The 19,771-nt window shown below is 67.0% G+C and carries 18 protein-coding genes; 3 read left to right on the forward strand and 15 right to left on the reverse strand.

Translation table 11 applies throughout. The annotated features are described in order from the left end of the window. Positions 1-4: 4 nt before the first annotated feature. From E5P2_RS18495 to E5P2_RS18525, 7 genes are all read right to left on the reverse strand, one after another. On the reverse strand, positions 5-742 hold the full coding sequence (locus E5P2_RS18495; RefSeq protein WP_162568557.1) for an acetoacetate decarboxylase: 738 nt from the start codon (positions 740-742) through the stop codon (positions 5-7). Next, positions 739-2,388 carry a fatty acid--CoA ligase gene (locus E5P2_RS18500; protein WP_162568558.1) on the reverse strand — a complete coding sequence of 550 codons (1,650 nt, stop codon included), beginning with the start codon at positions 2,386-2,388 and terminating at the stop codon, positions 739-741. The genes E5P2_RS18495 and E5P2_RS18500 overlap by 4 nt, the downstream gene beginning before the upstream one ends. After that, on the reverse strand, positions 2,385-2,975 hold the full coding sequence (locus E5P2_RS18505) for a GNAT family N-acetyltransferase (RefSeq protein ID WP_162568559.1): 591 nt from the start codon (positions 2,973-2,975) through the stop codon (positions 2,385-2,387). The genes E5P2_RS18500 and E5P2_RS18505 overlap by 4 nt, the downstream gene beginning before the upstream one ends. After that, positions 2,972-4,051: a PHA/PHB synthase family protein gene (locus E5P2_RS18510; RefSeq protein ID WP_162568560.1), complete on the reverse strand. Its 1,080-nt coding sequence runs from the start codon at positions 4,049-4,051 to the stop codon at positions 2,972-2,974. The genes E5P2_RS18505 and E5P2_RS18510 overlap by 4 nt, the downstream gene beginning before the upstream one ends. Then, positions 4,048-4,476 (reverse strand): hypothetical protein, encoded by a 429-nt coding sequence (locus E5P2_RS18515; RefSeq protein WP_162568561.1) that lies wholly within the window; start codon positions 4,474-4,476, stop codon positions 4,048-4,050. The genes E5P2_RS18510 and E5P2_RS18515 overlap by 4 nt, the downstream gene beginning before the upstream one ends. A 16-nt stretch (positions 4,477-4,492) precedes the next feature. Beyond that, positions 4,493-5,275 carry an SDR family oxidoreductase gene (locus E5P2_RS18520; protein WP_197908591.1) on the reverse strand — a complete coding sequence of 261 codons (783 nt, stop codon included), beginning with the start codon at positions 5,273-5,275 and terminating at the stop codon, positions 4,493-4,495. Positions 5,276-5,399: 124 nt separating this feature from the next. Further along, a complete protein-coding gene (locus E5P2_RS18525) occupies positions 5,400-6,449 on the reverse strand; it encodes an AraC family transcriptional regulator (protein ID WP_197908514.1) in 1,050 nt (349 codons plus the stop codon). A gap of 138 nt (positions 6,450-6,587) precedes the next feature. On the opposite strand from E5P2_RS18525, the gene E5P2_RS18530 reads away from it, so the two are divergent. Beyond that, positions 6,588-7,928: an MFS transporter gene (locus tag E5P2_RS18530; RefSeq protein WP_162568563.1), complete on the forward strand. Its 1,341-nt coding sequence runs from the start codon at positions 6,588-6,590 to the stop codon at positions 7,926-7,928. A 10-nt stretch (positions 7,929-7,938) separates the two neighbouring features. Here the strand turns inward: E5P2_RS18530 and E5P2_RS18535 are convergent, their stop codons facing one another. The 4 genes from E5P2_RS18535 to E5P2_RS18550 all read right to left on the reverse strand — a co-directional run bounded on the left by E5P2_RS18535 (position 7,939) and on the right by E5P2_RS18550 (position 13,273). After that, positions 7,939-8,454 (reverse strand): BON domain-containing protein, encoded by a 516-nt coding sequence (locus E5P2_RS18535; protein WP_162568564.1) that lies wholly within the window; start codon positions 8,452-8,454, stop codon positions 7,939-7,941. Positions 8,455-8,559: 105 nt separating this feature from the next. Then, positions 8,560-9,483, reverse strand: coding sequence for a dimethyl sulfoxide reductase anchor subunit family protein (locus E5P2_RS18540; protein ID WP_162568565.1), 924 nt, complete (start codon positions 9,481-9,483; stop codon positions 8,560-8,562). Beyond that, on the reverse strand, positions 9,480-10,235 hold the full coding sequence (locus E5P2_RS18545) for a 4Fe-4S dicluster domain-containing protein (protein ID WP_162570555.1): 756 nt from the start codon (positions 10,233-10,235) through the stop codon (positions 9,480-9,482). Before E5P2_RS18545 ends, E5P2_RS18540 begins: the two co-directional genes overlap by 4 nt. Positions 10,236-10,333: 98 nt before the next feature. After that, complete coding sequence (locus E5P2_RS18550; RefSeq protein ID WP_162568566.1) at positions 10,334-13,273, reverse strand: molybdopterin oxidoreductase family protein; 2,940 nt, start codon at positions 13,271-13,273, stop codon at positions 10,334-10,336. Positions 13,274-13,388: 115 nt separating this feature from the next. Here E5P2_RS18550 and E5P2_RS18555 point away from each other — a divergent pair, with 115 nt between their 5' ends. Continuing rightward, positions 13,389-14,321 (forward strand): LysR family transcriptional regulator, encoded by a 933-nt coding sequence (locus E5P2_RS18555; RefSeq protein ID WP_162568567.1) that lies wholly within the window; start codon positions 13,389-13,391, stop codon positions 14,319-14,321. Positions 14,322-14,393: 72 nt separating this feature from the next. Here the strand turns inward: E5P2_RS18555 and E5P2_RS18560 are convergent, their stop codons facing one another. From E5P2_RS18560 to xsc, 4 genes are all read right to left on the reverse strand, one after another. Continuing rightward, a complete protein-coding gene (locus E5P2_RS18560; RefSeq protein ID WP_162568568.1) occupies positions 14,394-15,008 on the reverse strand; it encodes a hypothetical protein in 615 nt (204 codons plus the stop codon). Positions 15,009-15,022: 14 nt separating this feature from the next. Further along, the gene (locus tag E5P2_RS18565; protein WP_232080753.1) at positions 15,023-15,649 is read right to left on the reverse strand and encodes a hypothetical protein; all 627 of its coding nucleotides are present in this window, start codon (positions 15,647-15,649) and stop codon (positions 15,023-15,025) included. Between the two features lie 403 nt (positions 15,650-16,052). Beyond that, positions 16,053-16,967, reverse strand: a complete 915-nt coding sequence (locus tag E5P2_RS18570) for a bifunctional enoyl-CoA hydratase/phosphate acetyltransferase (protein WP_162568570.1) — start codon at positions 16,965-16,967, stop codon at positions 16,053-16,055. After that, complete coding sequence (gene xsc, locus E5P2_RS18575; protein ID WP_162568571.1) at positions 16,960-18,771, reverse strand: sulfoacetaldehyde acetyltransferase; 1,812 nt, start codon at positions 18,769-18,771, stop codon at positions 16,960-16,962. The genes E5P2_RS18570 and xsc overlap by 8 nt, the downstream gene beginning before the upstream one ends. A gap of 159 nt (positions 18,772-18,930) precedes the next feature. Between xsc and E5P2_RS18580 the strand changes: the two genes are divergently transcribed. Beyond that, the gene (locus E5P2_RS18580) at positions 18,931-19,770 is read left to right on the forward strand and encodes an IclR family transcriptional regulator (protein WP_162568572.1); all 840 of its coding nucleotides are present in this window, start codon (positions 18,931-18,933) and stop codon (positions 19,768-19,770) included. Position 19,771 lies beyond the last annotated feature (1 nt).

Consider the following 19,771-nt stretch of genomic DNA (forward strand, 5'->3'; position numbering starts at 1 on the left):
CGGTTCAGCGCGCCAGATAGTCGTGCACCACGGCCGCCGCCGGCAGCGACAGGTCGGCCACGATGTGGCTGGCCGAGACGACCTCGCGCACCGGGAAATCGGCCATCGGCGCGAGCACGTGCTCGAACAGCTGCAGGCGCGCCGGCCCGTGCCAGGCGCCCTTCACTTCGACGTTGCTGATCTGCATGCGCACCAGTTCGCAGATGCGCATGCTGCGGTCGTAGCCGCGCATCAGCTTGAGCATGAAGGTCGGCACGCAGATCTCGGCCTTGGCATCCTCGGGGGTCATCGGCTGGTGCTTGTAGCCCATGGTCGCGACCGCGATGCGCAGGCTGCCGTAGTCGAGCGTGCCCACCAGCGTGTCCGAATCGACGTAGAGCCTGGGCGCGCCGAGCTTCTTCGGGTACGCGCTGACCTCGCGGCCGCTGGCGATCGCCGGGTGGTTGTCCACGTACATCGCCTGCAGGTACTCGCCGCGCTCCTGCCCGAGCTTGACGACGACCGCCTGCCCGCACTCGGTGTAGTCGCCGAGGCCGGTCGTATCGGGCATGCGCATGATCTCGAAGCGCACCAGCGGATCCTCGATCTCGAGCGGCTCGGGCACGACCTTGCGCAGCGCCGCCGCGTCGGTGCGGTAGGTGATGTTCAGGTATTCGCGGTTGTGGAAGCGGTACGGCCCACGCGGGAACGCGCCCGCACCGAGCGGCGTGCTCACCTGCTGGAGCAGTTCGTCGATCTTCATGACGATCCGCTCGCGTAGTGCTCCCGCAGCACCTTCTTGTTGATCTTGCCGACGCTGGTCTTGGCGATGGCCTCGACGCAATGGATCGTCGCAGGAATCGAGAACTTCGAGATCACGCCGCTCGCCACGAACTGCTGCAGGTGCGCCTTCAGCGCGGCCTCGTTCGCCTCGGCCGCGCAGCCGGCCTTCGCGACGACCAGCGCAATCGGCCGCTCGCCCCACTTGTCGTCCTTGACGCCGAAGACGGCCGCCTCGGCGACCGCCGCATGCTGGCCGAGCAGGTCCTCGATCGCGATCGAGGACACCCATTCGCCGCCGCTCTTGATCACGTCCTTGAGCCGGTCGGTGATCTGGAGGTAGCCCTCGGCATCGATGCAGCCGATGTCCTGCGTGTGCAGGTAGCCGCCCTCCCACAGCGCCTGCGACGCCGATGGATTGTCGTGGTACGCCTGCGCGAGCCAGGGCGCGCGCACCACGATCTCGCCGGTGGCGACGCCGTCGTGCGGCAGCGGCTGCATGTCCTCGTCGACGATGCGCAGCTCGACCAGCGGCGCCGGCAGGCCGGACTTGCAGCGCAGCGCGATCTCCTCGTCCAGCGTCTGCGGCGGGCCGCCCGGCTTGAGCTGCCCGTTGGTCAGTATCGGGCCGCTCTCCGACATGCCGTAGCCCGCCCAGACATCGATGCCGCGTTCGAGCGCCGCCCTGCACAGCGCCTTCGGGAGCGCGGCGCCGCCGATCACCATCTTCCAGCCGTGCAGGTCGCCGGCCTCCGCGGCCGGCACCGCGAGCAGCATCTGCAGGATGGTCGGCACGCAGTGCGAGTAGCTCACGCCCTCGGCCTGCCGCAGCTTCAGCAAGGTCTTCGGTTCGTAGCGGCCGGGGTAGACCTGCTTGATGCCCATCGCGGTCGCGACATACGGCAGGCCCCAGGCATGGACGTGGAACATCGGCGTGATCGGCATGTACACGTCGTCGCGCCGCAAGCTCTGGCCCGGCGCGCTCGCGGCCATGAAGCCCATGGTCGCGAGCGTGTGCAGCACGAGCTGGCGGTGGCTGAAGGACACGCCCTTGGGCAGGCCGGTGGTGCCGGTCGTGTAGAACAGGGTCGCGCGCGTGTTCTCGTCGAAGTCGGCGAAGTCGAAGGCGCTGTCGGCCTGGCCGAGCAGGCGCTCGTACTCGCCCGCGTAGCCGGCATCGGGTGGTGCGCCGTCGTCGCTCAGCAGCACGAAGGCCTTCACCTTGTCCAGCTTGTCGCGGATGGCGTCGAGCACCGGCGCGAACTCGGCATTGACCAGCACCAGCTTCGCGCCCGAGTGGTTCAGCGTGTAGGCGATCTGGTCGTTCGACAGCCGCACATTCACCGTCATCAGCGTCGCGCCCATCATCGGCACCGCGAAATACGCCTCGAGGTAGCGGTGGCTGTCCCAGTCTATCACCGCGACGGTATCGCCGTGCGCGATGCCGAGCCCGCGCAGCGCGCTGGCGAGCCGCGCGATGCGCAGGCGGAATTCGGCGTAGCTGTGACGGCGCAGGTCGCGGTAGACGATCTCCTGCGCGCGGGCATGCGCCATCGGCGCGTGCAGCAGCTGCTTGATCAGCAGCGGATAGCCATACGCCGTGGCTGCGCCTTGAATCAATGCGCTCATTCGAGTGCCTCCGTCAGGCCGTAGGCCGCCATCTGGGCCTGGAATTTCGCCACGTCGTGGGCAAGGATCACGATGTCGTGCGTACGGCCTTCGCGGTCCTTCACGTGGTCGTGCAGCAGCGCCTCGGCGCGAAAGCCCAGGCCCTCGAACACGCCGATCGCGCCGCGCTGGTCGACCGTCATCTGCGCCATCAGCTTCTCGACGCCGAGCTCGATCGCGAGCGCGAAGGCTTCGTGCGTGAGCTGGCCACCCAGGCCCTGGCCGCGCGACCCGGGCTCGAGGATGACGCGCAGTTCGCCGACATGGCGCGACCACGAGAGCGCATCGCGCACGATGGTCGCGCAGCCGAGCACCGCGCCATCCCGCACGGCGAGCACGGTGGTGATGCCGCCGCGCCGCGTGGCGTCCATCCAGGCGGCGACGACCTTGGGCTGGCTGATGTCGCGGCGCAGGAACAGCAGGTCGTGCGCCGACAGCTTCTGTGCGAACGCGAGCACGGCCTCGCCGTCGTCCGGCGTCAGCAGCCGGAACACCACCTCGCCGCCGGCGCACGCGACCGTGCGCGGGTAAGAACGGTTGTTGGTCATGTCGAACGCTTCCCCAGCCATGCGTCAAGCCGCGGCCACAGCCGCTTGACCGCGTTTGCCCCGGCCACGACGCTGACGTGGCCCCCTTTCAGCACGATCTCTTCCTTGTCCTTCGAGCCGGCCATCGCGACCAGCGGCCTGGCAGCGCCGTAGGGCACGATGTGGTCGTGCTCGGCCACCGCATGGAACAGCGGCACCTTGATCCTCGACAGGTCGACCTTCTTGCCGCCGACCACGAGTGCGTTGCGCAGCAGCTTGTTCTCCCACATGAATTCCTTCGTGGTCTGGCGGAAGAACTCGCCCGGCAGCGGCAGGATGTCGCTGGCCCAGCGATCGAACATGCGGTAGCCCTTGACGAACTCGTCGTTCCACAGGTTGTCGAGCAGCTGCACCTGGCCGAGCACGCGATCGGCCGGCCGCAGCATGTCGAAGGAGCGGTAGATCATCTCGGGCGGCGCGTTGCCGACCGTGTCGACCAGCTTGTCGACATCGAAGTAGCGCCGGTCGCTCCACTTGGAAAACAGCTTCATCTCGCTGAAGTCGATCGGCGTCGTGAACACGGCGAGATTCTTCACCGGGCCGTCGGGATGCAGCGCGGTGTAGATCGTCGACAGCACGCCGCCCATGCAGTAGCCGACGAGCGTCACGTCGTCGACACCCGTGGCCTGCTGAACGCGCCGGATGCTGTCGGGGATGAAGTCCTGCGTGTAGTCCTCGAGCCGCAGGTTCTTTTCGCTCGGACGCGGCGCGTTCCAGTCGATCACGAACACGTCGTAGCCCTGCTTCAGCAGGAACTCGACCAGGCTCTGCCCCGGCGCCAGGTCGAGGATGTAGCCGCGGTTGGTCACGGCCATCACGAGCAGCAGCGGCACGCGGTAGATCTCGTCCGTCAACGGCCGGTAGTGGTACAGCGCCAGCGTGCCGCGCTGGTGGATCAGGTCGCGCGGCGTCATGCCCAGCGCCGGGCCGCCCGAGGACATGTACTCCAGCCCCTTGATGCTGCGTTGCAGCGCGCGATCGACCTCGGCACTGATGCGGGCGGCGATCGAATCGCTGTCCGTCGCGGCCGCGCTCATGTCGCGCCCTTTCGGCCTCGCTTGCGCGCGGGCGCGGAGGGTGCCGCAGCCGCCACGGTCTCGACCGGCTCTTGCGGCGGCTTGCGCGTGCGCGGCGGCGCGGGCAGCGCGGCCGAAGTGCCGCCGCCCGCCATGCGGTCGAGCGTCGCCTGCATGCCGATCATGCGGTCCTCGATGGACTGCAGCCGGTCGGCGAGCGCCAGGATGTCCTTGCGGCTCGGCAGGTTCAGCGCCTCGACATAGAGCTGCGTCAGGTCCTGCGCCAGCTTCTTGGAGAACAGCGCCGCGCCCATCGCCTTGTTCGCGCCTTGCGCGAACTCGTCCGACTTCAGCAGCGTGGGCGCGTAGGCATTGACGCTCTTCTCGATCTGCGAGGCCATCTCGCGCACCAGCGCGAACGCATCGAGCGACGAGGGCTCCGCCATGGCCGGTCCTTCGGAATCAGAACACGGCCGTCAGGCCGCCATCGACGGCGATGGTCTGGCCGGTGATGAACGAACAGGCATCGGAAGCCAGCAGCGCCGTCACGCCCTTCAGATCCTCGGGGCCGCCGGTGCGCTTGAGCGGCGCCATGTTGGTGGTCTGGTCGTGCTGGTTCTCCATGATGTACTTGGTCATCTTGGTCTCGAAGTAGCCCGGCGCGATGGCGTTGACGTTGATGTCGTGCTCGGCCCACTCCTTGGCCAGCATGCGCGTCATGTTCACGACCGCGCCCTTGCTGGCGTTGTAGGCGATCGTCGGCGTGCCGGCAGGATAGCCGCCGGACAGGCCCTGGACCGAGGCGATGTTGATCACCTTGCCCTGGCGGCGCGGCACCATGCAGCGGCGTCCCACTTCCTGCGTCGCGACGAAGATCGCGCTCACGTTGAGCGTCATCACCTTGTTCCACGCATCCAGCGTGTGCTCGGTGGTCGGCGCGCCCCAGCTGGTGCCGGCGTTGTTGACGAGGATGTCGATCGGGCCGAGCGCGGCGATGACCTGGTCGACCATCGCGGGAATGCCTTCGAGATTGCTCATGTCGCACACCACGGGCAGCGCCTCGATGCCCATCGCCGCGAGATGCGCCTTCGCGTCGGCCAGCTCGTCGGCCTTGCGGGCGGTGATCACGACCTTGGCGCCCAGTTCACCCAGCGCCTCGGCCATCTGCAGGCCCAGGCCGCGCGAGCCGCCGGTGACCAGCGCGACGCGGCCGCTCAGGTTCTGAAGTCTTGCAAGACTCATGATGTCGTGTCTCCGTGATGACGATGAACGATACGCTTTTCGCGTTGCATCGGGCACATAGGCTACGAACGTGGGCCGCCTTTCGGAAGGTTCGATGGAGCCGGCTTGCGGGTTGATTGCGGACAACTCAGGGTAAGTTCTCCCCTGTGTGCGAGGCGCGGAAATCCGACGGGTTCTTGCGGGTCCAGCGCGACAGCGCATGGCGGAAATTCGCCGCGTCGCTGTAGCCCAGGCGGCTCGCGATCTCCTCGTTCGTCATGCGGGTCTCGCGCAGGTAGCCGATGGCCAGGCGCATGCGCACGTCGGCCAGGATCGACCGGTACGAGGTCTCTTCGGCATCGAGCTTGCGGCGCAGCGTGCGCGGGTTCAGGCGCAGCGCCTCGGCCATCGCCTCGATGCCGGGGAAGCGGCCCGGCTGCCCGACCAGGATGCGGCGGATCTCGGCCGCGATGCCGCCGGCCTGGTCGACCTCCGCCAGGCTCTTCTCGCACATCTCGCGCGCCATCGCATTGGTGATCGGATCGGCGAAGGGCATCGGCTCGGCCAGCCAGTCGCTGTTGAAGCGCAGCTCGTCCACCGGCTGCCCGAAGTGCACCGGGCACTTGAAGACCTTGCGGTAGGCCGGCGCATGCGGCGGCGCGGGGTACGACAGCCGAACCTGCGAAAAGCGGAAGGCGGCGCCGTAGAGATCGGTGGTGATGGTCAGGTGGCTGGAGAGCTGGAACTCGGTGACGAAGCGGTAGAACGCATTGGTCGGGTCGGGCGCGAGCACCGGCCGGTAGCTGAAGATGACTTCGTCGTCGCTCTGCCTGACGCTCATGTCGGCCGCCGGCCCCATCACCCGGTGATGCTTCACCGCGAAGTCGACGCTGTCCGCATGCGTCGGGCTGCTCAGCAGCGCATAGCCGTACATGCCGTACGCGGTGACGTGCATGCGCTGGCCCGCCTGCAGGGCCACGGCAGGATCGGGCGACAGGCGCATCGCATTGCGGCACACGGTGAGCATCTGCCGGTAGGAAACGCGCGTGGCGGCGGCGTTCAGCCGGCTCTCCGCCAGGCCGCTGCCGGCCAGCACCTCGGCCGCCGGCACGCCCTTGTCGACCAGCACGCCGACCAGCGCCGCGATCTTGTGGGCCGGATAGATGCGGTGTTCGAAGCTGGGTGTCGCGCGCTGCATGCGATCGGCTCCTTTGTCCGCAACGAACCCTGCAAGCGGTCCGAGCGCACCTTCCGCTGCGGGGTGCACCGCGTTTAGATTGCGCGTCATGCAGCCAAGCATAGCCGTGGCCGCTGCAAAAAAACACAGGAGACAACGATGAGCACACGAGCCCTCGATCCGACCGGCAAGGGCGTCGCGTCGCGCGCCGGCGATGCCGTCGAAGCGGTCTACGCCAAGGTCAACTGGCGCATCGTTCCCTTTCTCATGCTGTGCTATGCGGTCGCGTTCCTCGACCGCATCAACATCGGCTACGCGCAGTTGCAGATGAAGCAGACGCTGACCTTCAGCGATGCGACCTACGGCTTCGGCGCCGGCATCTTCTTCATCGGCTACTTCCTGTTCGAGGTGCCGAGCAACCTGCTGCTGGCGAAGATCGGCGCGCGCAAGACGCTGCTTCGCATCATGCTGATCTGGGGCATCGTCGCGACGGCGATGGCCTTCGTCGAGACGCCGATGCAGTTCTATGTCGCGCGCTTCCTGCTCGGCGTCTTCGAGGCGGGGTTCTTTCCCGGCATCATCCTGTACTTCACGTACTGGTATCCGTCGGCGCGGCGCGGCCAGATGATCGCGCTGTTCATGACCGCCACCGCCATCTCGAGCGTCGTCGCCGGCCCGCTGTGCGGCGCCATCATGAAGTACGCCAACGGCGCAGGCGGCCTGCACGGCTGGCAGTGGCTGTTCATCGTCGAGGGGCTGCCCGCCGCGGTGCTGGGCATCGTGGCCTACCTCTACCTGCAGGACAAGCCGGAGGACGCGAAATGGCTGTCGCAGGACGAGAAGAAGACCCTGCGCTGGCAGCTCGATCACGACGAGAAGGATGTCGAGTCGGCGTCGCACACCGGGCTCGGCCAGTTGTTCGCCGATCCCAAGGTCTATGCGCTCGCGCTCGCCTACTTCCTGCTCCTGGGTGCAACCTACACGATGGTGTTCTGGATCCCGAGCCTGATCAAGAGCTGGGGCGTGGCCGACCTGCTGATGGTGGGCCTGTGCGCCGCCGTGCCGCAGCTGTGCGGCATCTTCGCGACCGTGTGGATCGGCCGCCATTCCGACAAGCATCGCGAGCGGCGCTGGCACTACATGGCCTGCGTGGCGGCCGCGGCAGCGGGCATGGGGATCATCGCGCTGTCGCAAGGGAACCTGGCCGCGTCGATGGCCGGCCTGACGCTGGCCGGCATCGGCTGGATCGCGGCCACGCCGCTGTTCTTCACGACCACGACCGAGTACCTGTCGAAGGCGAGCGCAGCCGGCGGCATCGCGCTCATCAGCAGCCTGGGCAACCTCGGTCCCGCCGCCGGCCCGTCGGTCACCGGATGGCTCAGCGCGCGCACCGGCAGCCCGGTCTACAGCATGCTGCTGGTGATCGCCTTCTACGCGCTCTCGGGGATCATCCTGCTGCTGTGCGTGCGGCCTGCGAAGACGCACGCGCAGCCTGCCTGAAGCAGCGGCTTCACATCGAGCGCACTTCGAGCTGGTTGTCGACCGAACTCACGCCGGTCTGGGCCTTGGCGATCTCGCTCGCGCGCGCCTTCGCGGCGGCGCTGGGTGCCGGGCCGCGCAGGCTCACCGCGCCGCCCTTGGTGTTGACGTCGATGCGCACGGCGCTGAGTTCCGGATCCTTGGCGAGCGCGGTGGACACCGAGGCGGTGATGGCCGCATCGTCGACCGTCGCGACCATCGCGTTGCCCGCGTTCTTCAGCGCCTGGCCCGCAGCCGCCGCGTCGCGCTGCACGTCGGGCGACTTGATGAAGGCCTCGGTCTTGTCGCGCGCGGTCTCCGCCAGCTCGGCCGCCTTGTTGGCGCCGGCAGCCACCGCGTTTTCGGCCTTTTGCACGTCGGGGTCGGCGCTGCGCGATGCCGTGCCCTTGCCGGTGCGGTCGTCGCAGGCGCCGAGCGCGAGCGCGGCGCACGCGATCACCAGTGCGTACGAGATGCGTGACTTCGGTTTCAAAGCATGGATCGTCATGAGGTCCCTTTCGCCTGTCGCAGGCTGTTGCGACCTCAGCTTAGGCGGCCCTGCCCGTCCTCGCGCGCCGCCGAAGCCGCAACCGGCTGTAGGACGATGGTCAGCTCAGGAGACGAACTGGTAGTACAGGTTCTGCGGATGCTTCGCCTGCGCGAAGAAGAACCAGCGTTCGGCCACCAGGCCCGGTATCTGCACTGCCAGCGCCAGCACGAAGACGAGGGTCGACTGCGAACTCATCGCCCACAGCAGCAACACGCAGGGCAACGCGAAGCCCAGCACGATGAAGGCCAGCTTGATCTGCTTCAACGCCGAGCGGCTGGCGCCGTGGAAGAACTCGCGCGTGTTGAACGAGCCAGCCGACATGCCCATCGATTTCTGCATCAGCTTCGGCGCCCGGATGCCGGTGGCCGACTGCAGCGTGGAGCGCGGCGTCAGCGCGGCATTGCGGCGCAAGGCCAGCGTGCGCGTGAACCACGCGATCGCCGTGACCGCGAACGCGCACGGTGCCGTGAGCTGCAGCAGCGCGTGCTCGCCCATCAGCGCCGCCAGCGCGCTCGCGAGGATCAGCCCCGACGAGAGACCGATGAGCGCGAAGTTGACCAGCGTCAGCGGCTGCGCCCATTCCTGGATGAAGCGCAGGCAGGCATAGATCATCGCGGTGCAGTACCAGAGCAAGGCGCCGATGACGAGCGCGGCGAGCGGCAGCGCCATGCTGTCGATGCCGTTGCGCAGCGCCAGCCACCACAGCGCGACCACGGCGATGAAGGCCGGCAGCACGATCACCTCGCGCGACAGCCACGAGGTGCGCCACATCATCGCGGCGCGCCAGGCGCGCTCGGGCCGGCCCAGGTGGCCGAATGACGCACCGAGCCCGACCAGCAGCAGGACCTCGGCGACGATCAGTGCGGTGCTCGCAAAGGCCGGCGCGAGCGACAGGCCCGCCAGCACGGCCAATGCGAGCGTGACGACCAGCCCCTGCGCGGCACCGGCAATCGTGGTGAAGATGACGACCGAGAATGCCGGGTTCATGACAGCCCACCCAGCTTCGGGTCGATCTTGCTCGCGCCGCCCGCAACGTCGGTCACGCGCCGCGGCAGATACTGATTGGCCGGGTTGGTTTCCCATTCGGGCATCAGCGAATAGCCGCCGCGTTCGCGGATCGCGATCGAGACTTCCGAATTCGGATCCTTGACGTCGCCGAACAGCCGCGCGCCGGTCGGGCAGGCCTTCACGCAGGCGGGCTTGCGGTCTTCCTTGGGCAGCTTCTCGTCGTAGATGCGGTCCACGCACAGCGTGCACTTGGTCATCACCTGGCGCTCTTCGTCGAGCTCGCGCGCGCCGTAGGGACAGGCCCAGGCGCAGTACTTGCAGCCGATGCACTTGTCGTAGTCGACCAGCACGATGCCGTCTTCCTTGCGCTTGTAGCTGGCGCCGGTCGGACAGACGGGCACGCACGGCGGGTCTTCGCAATGCAGACAGCTCTTCGGGAAGTGGATGGTGTCGGTGCCCGGGAAGGCGCCGGCCTCGTAGGTCTGCACGCGGTTGAAGAAGGTGCCGGTCGGGTTGGCGCCATAGGGCTGCTCGTCGGCCAGGGGGCCGGCGCTGCCCGAGGTGTTCCATTGCTTGCACGAGGTCACGCAGGCATGGCAGCCGACGCAGACGTTGAGGTCGATCACGAGGGCGAGCTGCTTGGCGAGCGTCTCGCCCTGCTCCGCGCGCACGCTGGCATGACTCCCTCTCCCTCTGGGAGAGGGCTGGGGTGAGGGCACCCCCGCCTTCATGGCGATCGCACCCGATCCACCGCCGCCGCCCTCACCCCAGCCCTCTCCCAGAGGGAGAGGGAGCGAGGCAGGCGCCATCAAGTCCTTGAGCCACTGAATCATTTCTTTCGTCCCGCAAAGTAGGTCAACACGCTCGCCGCCTTGCCCAGCACGCCGGGCACGACCGGCATGCTGGCGAACTGCGGATAGCTTTCCGCAGGCTCTTCGGGCTCGGCCGGGCGGATGCGCACGCGCACGTCGTACCAGCCGGCCTGCCCGGTGACGGGGTCCGAGTTGCTGATGGTCTTGCCGCCCTTCGGCCCGTCGAAGGGCAGCTCCTCCGAGATCAGGTGGTTGAGCAGAAAGCCCTTGCGCGCTTCGTCCGCGCCGGGCGCGAGCTGCCAGGCGCCGTCGGCCTTGCCGATCGCGTTCCAGGTCCATACGGTGCCGGGCTCGACGGCCTCGCTGTAGCGCAGCATGCAGCGCACCTGGCCCCACTGGCTCTCGACCCAGCACCAGCCGCCGTCGGCGATGCCGGCCGCCTTGGCGGTGAGCGGGTTCACGTGCAGGTAGTTGTGGCTGTGGATCTGCCGCAGCCACGCGTTCTGCGAATCCCAGGAGTGGTACATCGCCATCGGCCGCTGCGTGATGGCATTCAGCGGGTAGGCGGCGAGATCGGTCGCATCTTCCTCGAGCGGCGGATACCAGAAGGGCAGCGGATCGAAGTAGGTGTCGATGCGCGCGCGCAGTTCGTCGGGCGGCTGGCGGCCCGCGCTCTTGCCCTGCGCCGCGAGGCGGAAGCTCTGCAAGGTGTCGGAGTACAGCGCGAGCTGGACCACGTCGTTCTTCTGGCGCCAGCCCTTGTCCTTGGCGAAGTCCAGGTACTCGCGGTTCCAGTTGCGCATGTAGTGCATCGTCTCCGGCATGTGGTACTGGAAGACGCAGTTGTTCTTCGCGTAGGCCTCCCACTGCTTCGGATTGGGCGCGCCGCGCAGGTGCTCGGTGCCGTCCTTGCCGCGCCAGCCCATCAGGAAGCCGATGCCGGGTGCGGGCTGGAAATTGACGACGAAGTCGGGATAGTCGGCGAACTTGCGGCCGCCCTCGGGCGTGGTGAAGGCCGGAAACTTGAGTCGCGATGCGAGCTCGATCAGCACTTCCTGGAACGGCTTGCACTGCCCTGTCGGCGGCAGCACCGGGATGCGCACCGAATCGACCGGCCCGTCGAACTCGGAGATCGGCCGGTCGAGCATGCTCATCACGTCGTGGCGCTCGAGGTAGGTGGTGTCGGGCAGCACGAGGTCGGCGAAGGCCACGGTCTCGCTCTGGAAGGCATCGCACACCACGATGAAGGGGATCAGGTGTTCGCCCTTCTCGTCCTTGCGGTTGAGCATCTCGCGCACCGCCGAGGTGTTCATGCTCGAGTTCCAGGCCATGTTGGCCATGAAGATCAGGAGCGTGTCGATGCGGTAGGGATCGCCCTTCACCGCGTTGGTGATGACGTTGTGCATCAGCCCGTGCGCCGACAGCGGATGCTCCCACGAGAACGCATGGTCGATGCGGATCGGTGAGCCGTCGGGATTGATCGCCAGCTCCTCCGGGCTGGCCGGGAAGCCCAGCGGCGCGGCGTTGAGCGGCGTGTTCGGCTGGATCATCTCGGGCGAGTTGAAGGCGCGGTAGTTCGGCACGATGTGGCGCGGGTACGGCGCCTTGTGGCGGAAGCCACCGGGCGCGTCGATGGTGCCGAGCACGCTCATCAGCACCGCCAGCGCACGGATCGTCTGGAAGCCGTTGGAGTGCGCCGCGAGCCCACGCATCGCATGGAAGGCGACCGGGCGCCCCTGCGTCGTCGGATGCACCTTGCCCCAGGCATCGGTCCAGGGGATCGGCAGCTCGAAGGCCTGCTTCAGCGCGGTCTCGCCCATCTCGCGCGCGAGCTTGCGGATGCGATCGGCATGGATGCCGGTGATCGCCTGCGCCCACTCGGGCGTGCAGCTGGCGACGCGGTCGCGCAGCAGCTGGAACGAAGGCGCGACGCGCGTGCCGTCGGCCAGCGTGTAGTGGCCTTCGAGCGCGGGATCGCAGCCGTCCGCGATGCCTTCGGGATAGGCCGGCTTCACCGTGCCATCGGCCTTGTCCCAGATCAGCTTGTTGTGCGGCTCGCGGCCATCGCCCGGCGGCCCGCGATCGGGGTCGAAGGCGAACAGGCCCTGGCGCTCGCAATCGTCGAGCACCACCAGCTGCGGCGCGTTGGTGAAGCGCTTGAGGAAGGCATGGTCGACCAGGTCGCTCGCGATCAGCTCGTGCAGCAGCGCCATGAAGAGCGCGCCGTCGGTGCCCGGCTTGATGGGGATCCATTCGTCGGCGATGGCCGAGTAGCCGGTGCGCACCGGGTTGATCGAGATGAAGCGCCCGCCCTGGCGCTTGAACTTGCTGAGCGCGATCTTCAGCGGGTTGCTGTGGTGGTCTTCGGCGGTGCCTATCATCACGAACAGCTTGGCGTGATCGAGGTCGGGTCCGCCGAATTCCCAGAAGCTGCCGCCGATGGTGTAGATCATTCCCGCGGCCATGTTGACCGAGCAGAAGCCGCCATGCGCCGCATAGTTGGGCGTGCCGAACTGGCGCGCGAAGAGGCCCGTGAGCGCCTGCATCTGGTCGCGGCCGGTGAAGAGCGCGAACTTCTTCGGATCGGTGGCGCGCAGCTTGCCCAGCCGCTCGGTGAGCATGTCGAAGGCGCGCTCCCAGCTGATGGGCTCGAACTCGCCGGCGCCGCGCTCGGTGCCCGGCTTGCGCAGCAGCGGCTGCGTGAGCCGCGCGGGCGAGATCTGCTTCATGATCCCCGACGAACCCTTGGCGCAGATCACGCCCTTGTTCAGCGGATGGTCGGGATTGCCGTCGATGTAGCGCACCTCGGGGCCGTTGTCGCCCTCGCGCAGGTGCACGCGGATGCCGCAGCGGCAGGCGCACATGTAGCAGGTGGTGGTCTTGACCTCGGTGCCCGCCGTCGGCGTGGGCGAGGCCAGCGGATCGTGCACGGGCTCGCGCGAAAGAAAATCGAACACTGGGCAACCCTTGTTGGCGCGTGCGTGGGGCACGCCGGCCAGGGATCAGAGCCCTGGTCTTCGCGCGATCTTAGACAAGAGTGCTCAAAGGAAAAAGCGGAGAATACCGGTCAGAATGATCGACAAAACGAATCAGTGGACGCCGCCGAGGCTGCGGCTGAACCTGCGCCACCTGGAAGTGTTCGTCGCCACGGCGCGTGGCGGCAGCACGCGCGCCGCGGCCGACCGCATCGCGCGCTCGCAGTCGGCCGCCAGCACCGCGCTGGCCGACCTCGAAGGCTCGCTCGGCGTCGAGCTGTTCGACCGCATCGGGCGCCGGCTGCAGCTCAACGAGAACGGGCGCGCGCTGCTGCCCCGCGCCCAGGCGCTGGTCGAGCAGGCGGCCGAGCTGCAGGCCCTCTTCAGCGAGGAACATGCGGCGCCGCTGCGGGTCGCGGCCAGCTTCACCATCGGCGAATACCTGCTGCCTGAACTGATCTCGGAATGGACGCTGCGCCATCCGCAGAGCCAGGTCCAGCTGCGCATCGGCAACACCAGCGAGGTGATCGAGGCGGTGGCCGGCTTCGACGTCGACGTCGGTTTCATCGAAGGCCCGCAGACCCATCCCGGGCTCGCGGTGCGGCCCTGGCTCGACGACGAACTCATCGTCGTCGCCGCGCCCGGCCATCCGCTGGCCGGCAGCACGGCCACGCTGCGCCAGCTGGCCGAGGTCACCTGGGTCATGCGCGAGCACGGCTCCGGCACGCGGCTGGTCACCGACGCCTGGCTGATCCGCAACCTCGCGCACGTGCGCGTGGGCTTCGAGCTCGGCAGCACCGAGGCGATCAAGCGGGTGGTCGCGGCCGGCGGCGGGCTCGGCTGCCTGTCGCGTCATGCGGTGGCGCAGAGCATCGACGACGGGCGGCTGGTCGAACTGCGCACCCGGCTGCCGCGGGCGGTGCGCACGCTGGCGATCGCGCTGCACACCGAGAAGCGCCTCGGGCGCGCGACCACCGACTTCCTGCAGCACTGCAGGGACGCGGCGCCGAAGCCGGGGCGGTCACGCTGAGCTGGGTTTGCTCCGCGCGGAGTTCCCTGTCGTCAAGGGCGATTCGAACGGGGCGCGTCCGCGTTACATCGCCTATGGCGACGCTACCGGCGAGGGGTAGGAGGTCGGCACGAGCCGCCATACATCCTGATTCCCGCACGCTCCCACAACAATGAACGCGACCGGATTGCCGCCCTGATAACCCAGGCACATGCCTGTCGACACGTTCGTGATCATCCCTTCGAACTGGGTGTTGACGAGTGTCTGGGTACCACCAGTCCGCAACAGTGTCCACGTCGCGCGCGCCCCGCCAGGGGGAAATGGGACGTTCGTTTGAGACCCATCACTCCACACCGGAGAGCCCCATGCGCTGTCGGAACCGAGATTGAACCATTGCCTGCGTGAACTGTCGTACCCCGTCGCTGCGAGGATTCGAAACGGCGCGGAGCCGTCGACTTGAGGGATATAGGCCTTGTCCTCGGCTGCGTGACGAAAATAGAACTTCTGAAGAGTGTCCGAATCGTTACAAGTCGCGGTGCGATAGATCGAAACGCGAGGACCCGTCTGCATGCGGACGCACAGGCCATTGAGCTTGTTGACGATATGGAATGGCGTGGTGTTCAGATCAGGTGCCGCCAACGCCAGGAGCGGAGTCACTAGGCTCATCACCATGAAGGCCAGTCGATTCAAAAGGGATCCGAGTTTCATGACGATGCGCCTCCTTATTGCTGCGACGAAGGCGTGAAGTAGGTCGTCGGCTCGAGCCGCCATACGTCCTCGTTCTGGCATGTACCCGAGACAATCTGAGTTCCCATTGCCGGATTGTGATCTTGATAACTCAGGCAATTGTGCGTGGACGCATTGAAGATCAGTCCCTCGAATTGCGTATTGACCAGGTTTTGCGTGTCCAGTTTTCGCGTGAGATACCAGTATGCGTTTCCACCCTCACCTCCAAGGGCAGGAAACTGAATATCCGTAAGGAGGTTGTAAACGAAAGAACCCGGTGCGGCATCGGCATTCAAGTTGTACCACTGCCGTGGCGTGAACTCGATGCTTCCTGCATCGAGGACGCGAACGGGCTCGCTTCTGCCTTCCAATTGAGGAACATACGGCGTGTCTGCGGCGTGGTCGAAGAAGTAGAACTTCTGAAAAAAATCAGTGTCGCTGCACTTCGCGGTCCGAAACAGCATGGCATCCGTACCCTTGTATCCGTCTTCGTATTTCTGGATGCAAAAGCCGCGCAGTTTGTTGACGATGCGAAACGGCGTTGTATTGAGATCGGGCCGGAACTGCGCTGAAGCGAAGGCAGGAACGGCGGCGGCGATGACGCAAAGCAGGAGTCGACCCAAGTCCCGCTGGGTCAGCGCTTCTCGGGCTGCTCGAACGCAACGGCCTGGTGCGCGACACACCACCTCCATGAACCTGCCCGCCTGCGCGCTGCGGCGCGGTCGAAGAGGCGGATGGTGTTGGGATCTGGTGTGCGGATCGATGCTGCGCGGAACGCGCGCAGCCCATGCTCGCAGCGATGCGAGCCGCGATGGACTTCTCATAGGTGATAGCTCCCTGTTGTGGCCTGTTTTTTTGTGGACAGCGCGCAATTGCATTGCATGCGAATCCGGCGCCAATATAGGTGGACCGGACTCTGACTACAAGCAGGGAGAAAGTTCTCAAAGGATCCGCAGATGCGCGGACCTCGCCGTCCCATTCAACGGCCGCGGATGCGGGCTTGCAAGCCGTCGACCGCGTGCAGCGTCAAGCCGCCGCGAGCACTGCCAGCGCTACCGACGCAATGCGCGAAACAAGCGAGTCCGCACGCGAAGTCAGCACCACCGGCACGCGCGTGCCGAGCACCAGTCCCGCGCATTCGCCGCCGCCGATGTAGACGAAGCTCTTGTAGAGCATGTTGCCGGCATTGAGGTCCGGCATCAGCAGCAGATCGGCGTCGCCGCTGACTTGCGATTCGATCTTCTTGATGCGCGCGGCCTCGGCCGAGATCGCGTTGTCGAAGCCGAACGGGCCTTCGACACACGCGCCGGGCCATGTGCCCTGCCGTGCCATCTCGACCAGCGCCTGGGCATCGACGGTCGCCGGTATGGCGGGGTTGACCGACTCGACGGCCGCGACGATGCCGACCTTGGGCTGTGCGATGCCGATCTTCTGAAGCAATGCGATCGCATTGCCGAGGATGTCGCGCTTGGTGGCCAGCGTCGGCGCGATGTTGACCACGCAGTCCGCCAGGCCGAGCAACTTGGGATAGCGCGGCAGATCGAACAGGAAGACGTGGCTGATGCGCGTGTCGCCGCGCAGGCCGGCGTGCCGGTCGACGATGGCCGACATCAGCTCGTCGGTATGCAGCGAGCCCTTCATCAGCGCGCCGACCGCGCCTTCGCGTGCCAGCGCGACCGCGCGCCGCGCAGCATCGGGCGCCGCGCTGCCGGTGTCGACGATCTCGAAGCCGGATGCATCGACACCCGCTGCCTCCGCGGCCCGCGCGATGGCCTCGCGCGGGCCGACCAGCACCGGCTGCGCGAGCCGCGCATCGGCGATGCGCGCAGCTGCGTCCATCGCCGTCGCATCGCACGGGTATGCCAGCGCGATGCGCGTCGCCTTCGCACCCTGCTGCGCGCGCTGCACCAGCGCGGCGAGCCGGGGATGCGGGTCAGACATAGTCTTTGTACTTGTCCAGGAAGCGAACGGGCTTGGACAAGGCATCGCGGCGGAACGGATCGCCCAGTTCGCGCGTGCACATGATCTCGATGACCGTGGTCTTGCCCTCGTTCATCTGCATGTCGATGGCCTTCTTGAGCGCCGGACCCACGTCCTCGAGCTTGTCGACCACGATGCCCTCGGCACCCATCGCCTTGGCAATGCCCGAGAAGCTTTCGCTCTCCAGTTCACCGGCGACGAAGCGGCGGTTGTAGAAGTCGACCTGGTTCTTCTTCTCCGCGCCCCATTGGCGGTTGTGGAACACCACGGCCGTGACCGGGATGTCGTGGCGCACGGCGGTCATGATCTCGACCATGCTCATGCCCCAGGCGCCGTCGCCCGCATAGGCGATGGCCGGGCGATCCGGCGCCGCGCACTTGGCGCCGATGATGGTGGGCAGCGCATAGCCGCAATTGCCGAAGCTCATCGGTGCGAAGAAGCTGCGCGGCTCGTCGAAGCGCAGATAGCTGTTGGCGATCGCGTTGATGTTGCCGATGTCGGTCGACACCATCGCGCGCGGCGGCATCGCCTTCTCGAGTTCGCGCAGCACCTGGCGCGGATGCAGCCAGTTGCCCTTTTCCTTTTCGGCTTCGGCGATGGCGTCGAGGCTGAAGGGATCGCGCTCATGGGTCCACTCGGTGAGTTCTTTTTCCCACGCATCCTTCTCGGCCTTGATCTTGGCGGCGCGCTCGGCCTTAGTGGCGTCGCAGGCGAGTTTCTTGCCTTCGAGGCGCTTGAGCAGCGCGACCGCGGCGGCCTTGGCATCGCCGTGGATGCCGACGGTGATCTTCTTCACCAGGCCGAGGTTGGTGTGGTCGGCTTCGACCTGGATGATCTTGGCATCCTTCGGCCAGTAGTCCATGCCGTGCTGCGGCAGCGTGCCGAAGGGGCCCATGCGCGAACCGAGCGCGATGACCACGTCGGCCTGCGAGATCAGCTTCATCGCCGCCTTCGAGCCCTGATAGCCCAGCGGGCCGGCCCACAGCGGATGGCTGGCCGGGAACGAGTCGTTGCGCAGATAGCCATTGGCCACCGGCGCGCCCAGGCGCTCGGCCAGCGCCTTGCATTCCTCGACCGCATCGCCCATCACCACGCCGCCGCCCGACAGGATCACCGGGAACTTGGCGTTGGCCAGCAGCTCGGCCGCGGCATCGAGGCTCTTCTCGCCGCCGGCGCCGCGCTCCACGCGCATCGGCTTCGGGATCTCGGTCGTGATCTCGCCGTAGAAGTAGTCGCGCGGGATGTTGAGCTGCGTCGGGCCCATCTCGGAGATCGCGCGGTCGAAGCAGCGCGCGGTGAACTCGGCCATGCGCTTCGGATTGACGACGTGGCCCTGGTACTTGGTGAACTCCTGGAACATCGGCAGCTGGTTGGCTTCCTGGAAGCCGCCGAGGCCCATGCCCATGGTGCCGGTCTCGGGCGTGATCATCACCACCGGGCTGTGCGCCCAGTAGGCCGCCGCGATGGCCGTCACGCAGTTGCTGATGCCGGGGCCGTTCTGGCCGATCACCACGCCGTGGCGGCCGGAGACGCGCGCATAGCCGTCGGCCATGTGGGCGCCGCCCTGCTCGTGCACCACCGGGATCAGGCGGATGCCGGCCGGCGCGAAGATGTCCATCGCGTCCATGAAGGCCGAGCCCATGATGCCGAACATGTCGGTCACGCCGTTGGCGACCATCGTTTCGACGAAGGCTTCGGAGGGCGTCATCTTCTGCACGCCGGTCACGGCGGCCCGGGCTGCGGCGGCGGGGGGTTGCTTGCTCATGGAGGTCTCCTTGGGGTCAGGGGTGGTGGTCGCGGATCTATCAAAAGTTGGAACCGATGGTTCCGGAATTCGTACCGGCGAAATATAGGCGCACAAAGCCTTGTCGTCAACAAATTACAAAAAATGGGACGATACGTCTTGTTTTTTGTAAAAACAACTATGATCCACCCCATGAAAGTCGTCAAGGGTCTGAAAGCCGAAGCGCCGGAACCGGGCGGCGACACGCCCGCGCTGCGGCTCTTCGCGCTGCTCGAAACCATCGCCGCCAAGGACCAGCGGCATGCGCTGCAGGACCTGGTCGAAGCCACCGGTCTGCCCAAGCCCACCCTGCACCGCATGCTGCAGCAGCTCGAAACCGCGGGCCTCTTGCAGCGCGAAGGCGACGGCCGGCACTACGGCATCGGCACGCGGCTGCGGCGGCTGGCCGAGAACCTGCTGCTCAACGACAGCCTGCACGGCGCGCGGCACACGGTGCTGCGCCAGCTGGTCGAGGAAGTGGGCGAGAGCTGCAACATCACCTCGCTCTCCGGCAGCGAGGTCGTCTACCTGGACCGCGTGGAGACCGCCGCGCCGCTGCGCTTCTACCTGCATTCCGGCTCGCGCGTGCCGGTGCATTGCTCGGCCAGCGGCAAGATCTTCCTGACGCAGATGAGCCCGGCCCAGCGCAGGCGCCTCCTGGCCAACGCGCCGCTCGATGCCTACACGCCGCAGACCCTGACCGATCTGGCGCAGATCGAGCGCGAGGTCCAGCGCGTGCGCAAGGACGGTTTCGCGCTCGACCAGGAAGAGTTCCTGCCCGGCCTGCTCTGCATCGCGACGCTGGTGCCGTCCCCGGACGGCCCTTCGAACCTCTGCGTCGCGGTGCAGGCGCCGGTGATGCGGCTCGACGCCGCGAAGGCGAAGCTGCTGCTGCCCGCGCTGCAGCGTGCCGCGCTGGCGCTGAGCCGCATCGATGCCGATGCCAATGGGCCCCGTGTCCTGCGTTCGATGGAGAGATGAA

It is taken from the genome of Variovorax sp. SRS16 (assembly GCF_901827165.1).
Taxonomy (GTDB): Bacteria; Pseudomonadota; Gammaproteobacteria; order Burkholderiales; family Burkholderiaceae_C; genus Variovorax.

What these genes read in the sequence shown, in the direction of transcription:
- E5P2_RS18515 (WP_162568561.1), bottom strand. Translation starts at nt 4,476, where the DNA reads ATGGCGGAGCCCTCGTCGCTCGATGCGTTCGCGCTGGTGCGCGAGATG.
- xsc (WP_162568571.1), bottom strand. Translation starts at nt 18,771, where the DNA reads ATGAGCAAGCAACCCCCCGCCGCCGCAGCCCGGGCCGCCGTGACCGGC.
- E5P2_RS18500 (WP_162568558.1), bottom strand. Translation starts at nt 2,388, where the DNA reads ATGAGCGCATTGATTCAAGGCGCAGCCACGGCGTATGGCTATCCGCTG.
- E5P2_RS18555 (WP_162568567.1), top strand. Translation starts at nt 13,389, where the DNA reads ATGATCGACAAAACGAATCAGTGGACGCCGCCGAGGCTGCGGCTGAAC.
- E5P2_RS18495 (WP_162568557.1), bottom strand. Translation starts at nt 742, where the DNA reads ATGAAGATCGACGAACTGCTCCAGCAGGTGAGCACGCCGCTCGGTGCG.
- E5P2_RS18530 (WP_162568563.1), top strand. Translation starts at nt 6,588, where the DNA reads ATGAGCACACGAGCCCTCGATCCGACCGGCAAGGGCGTCGCGTCGCGC.
- E5P2_RS18540 (WP_162568565.1), bottom strand. Translation starts at nt 9,483, where the DNA reads ATGAACCCGGCATTCTCGGTCGTCATCTTCACCACGATTGCCGGTGCC.
- E5P2_RS18505 (WP_162568559.1), bottom strand. Translation starts at nt 2,975, where the DNA reads ATGACCAACAACCGTTCTTACCCGCGCACGGTCGCGTGCGCCGGCGGC.
- E5P2_RS18525 (WP_197908514.1), bottom strand. Translation starts at nt 6,449, where the DNA reads ATGCAGCGCGCGACACCCAGCTTCGAACACCGCATCTATCCGGCCCAC.
- E5P2_RS18510 (WP_162568560.1), bottom strand. Translation starts at nt 4,051, where the DNA reads ATGAGCGCGGCCGCGACGGACAGCGATTCGATCGCCGCCCGCATCAGT.
- E5P2_RS18545 (WP_162570555.1), bottom strand. Translation starts at nt 10,235, where the DNA reads ATGAAGGCGGGGGTGCCCTCACCCCAGCCCTCTCCCAGAGGGAGAGGG.
- E5P2_RS18570 (WP_162568570.1), bottom strand. Translation starts at nt 16,967, where the DNA reads ATGTCTGACCCGCATCCCCGGCTCGCCGCGCTGGTGCAGCGCGCGCAG.
- E5P2_RS18580 (WP_162568572.1), top strand. Translation starts at nt 18,931, where the DNA reads ATGATCCACCCCATGAAAGTCGTCAAGGGTCTGAAAGCCGAAGCGCCG.
- E5P2_RS18560 (WP_162568568.1), bottom strand. Translation starts at nt 15,008, where the DNA reads ATGAAACTCGGATCCCTTTTGAATCGACTGGCCTTCATGGTGATGAGC.
- E5P2_RS18535 (WP_162568564.1), bottom strand. Translation starts at nt 8,454, where the DNA reads ATGACGATCCATGCTTTGAAACCGAAGTCACGCATCTCGTACGCACTG.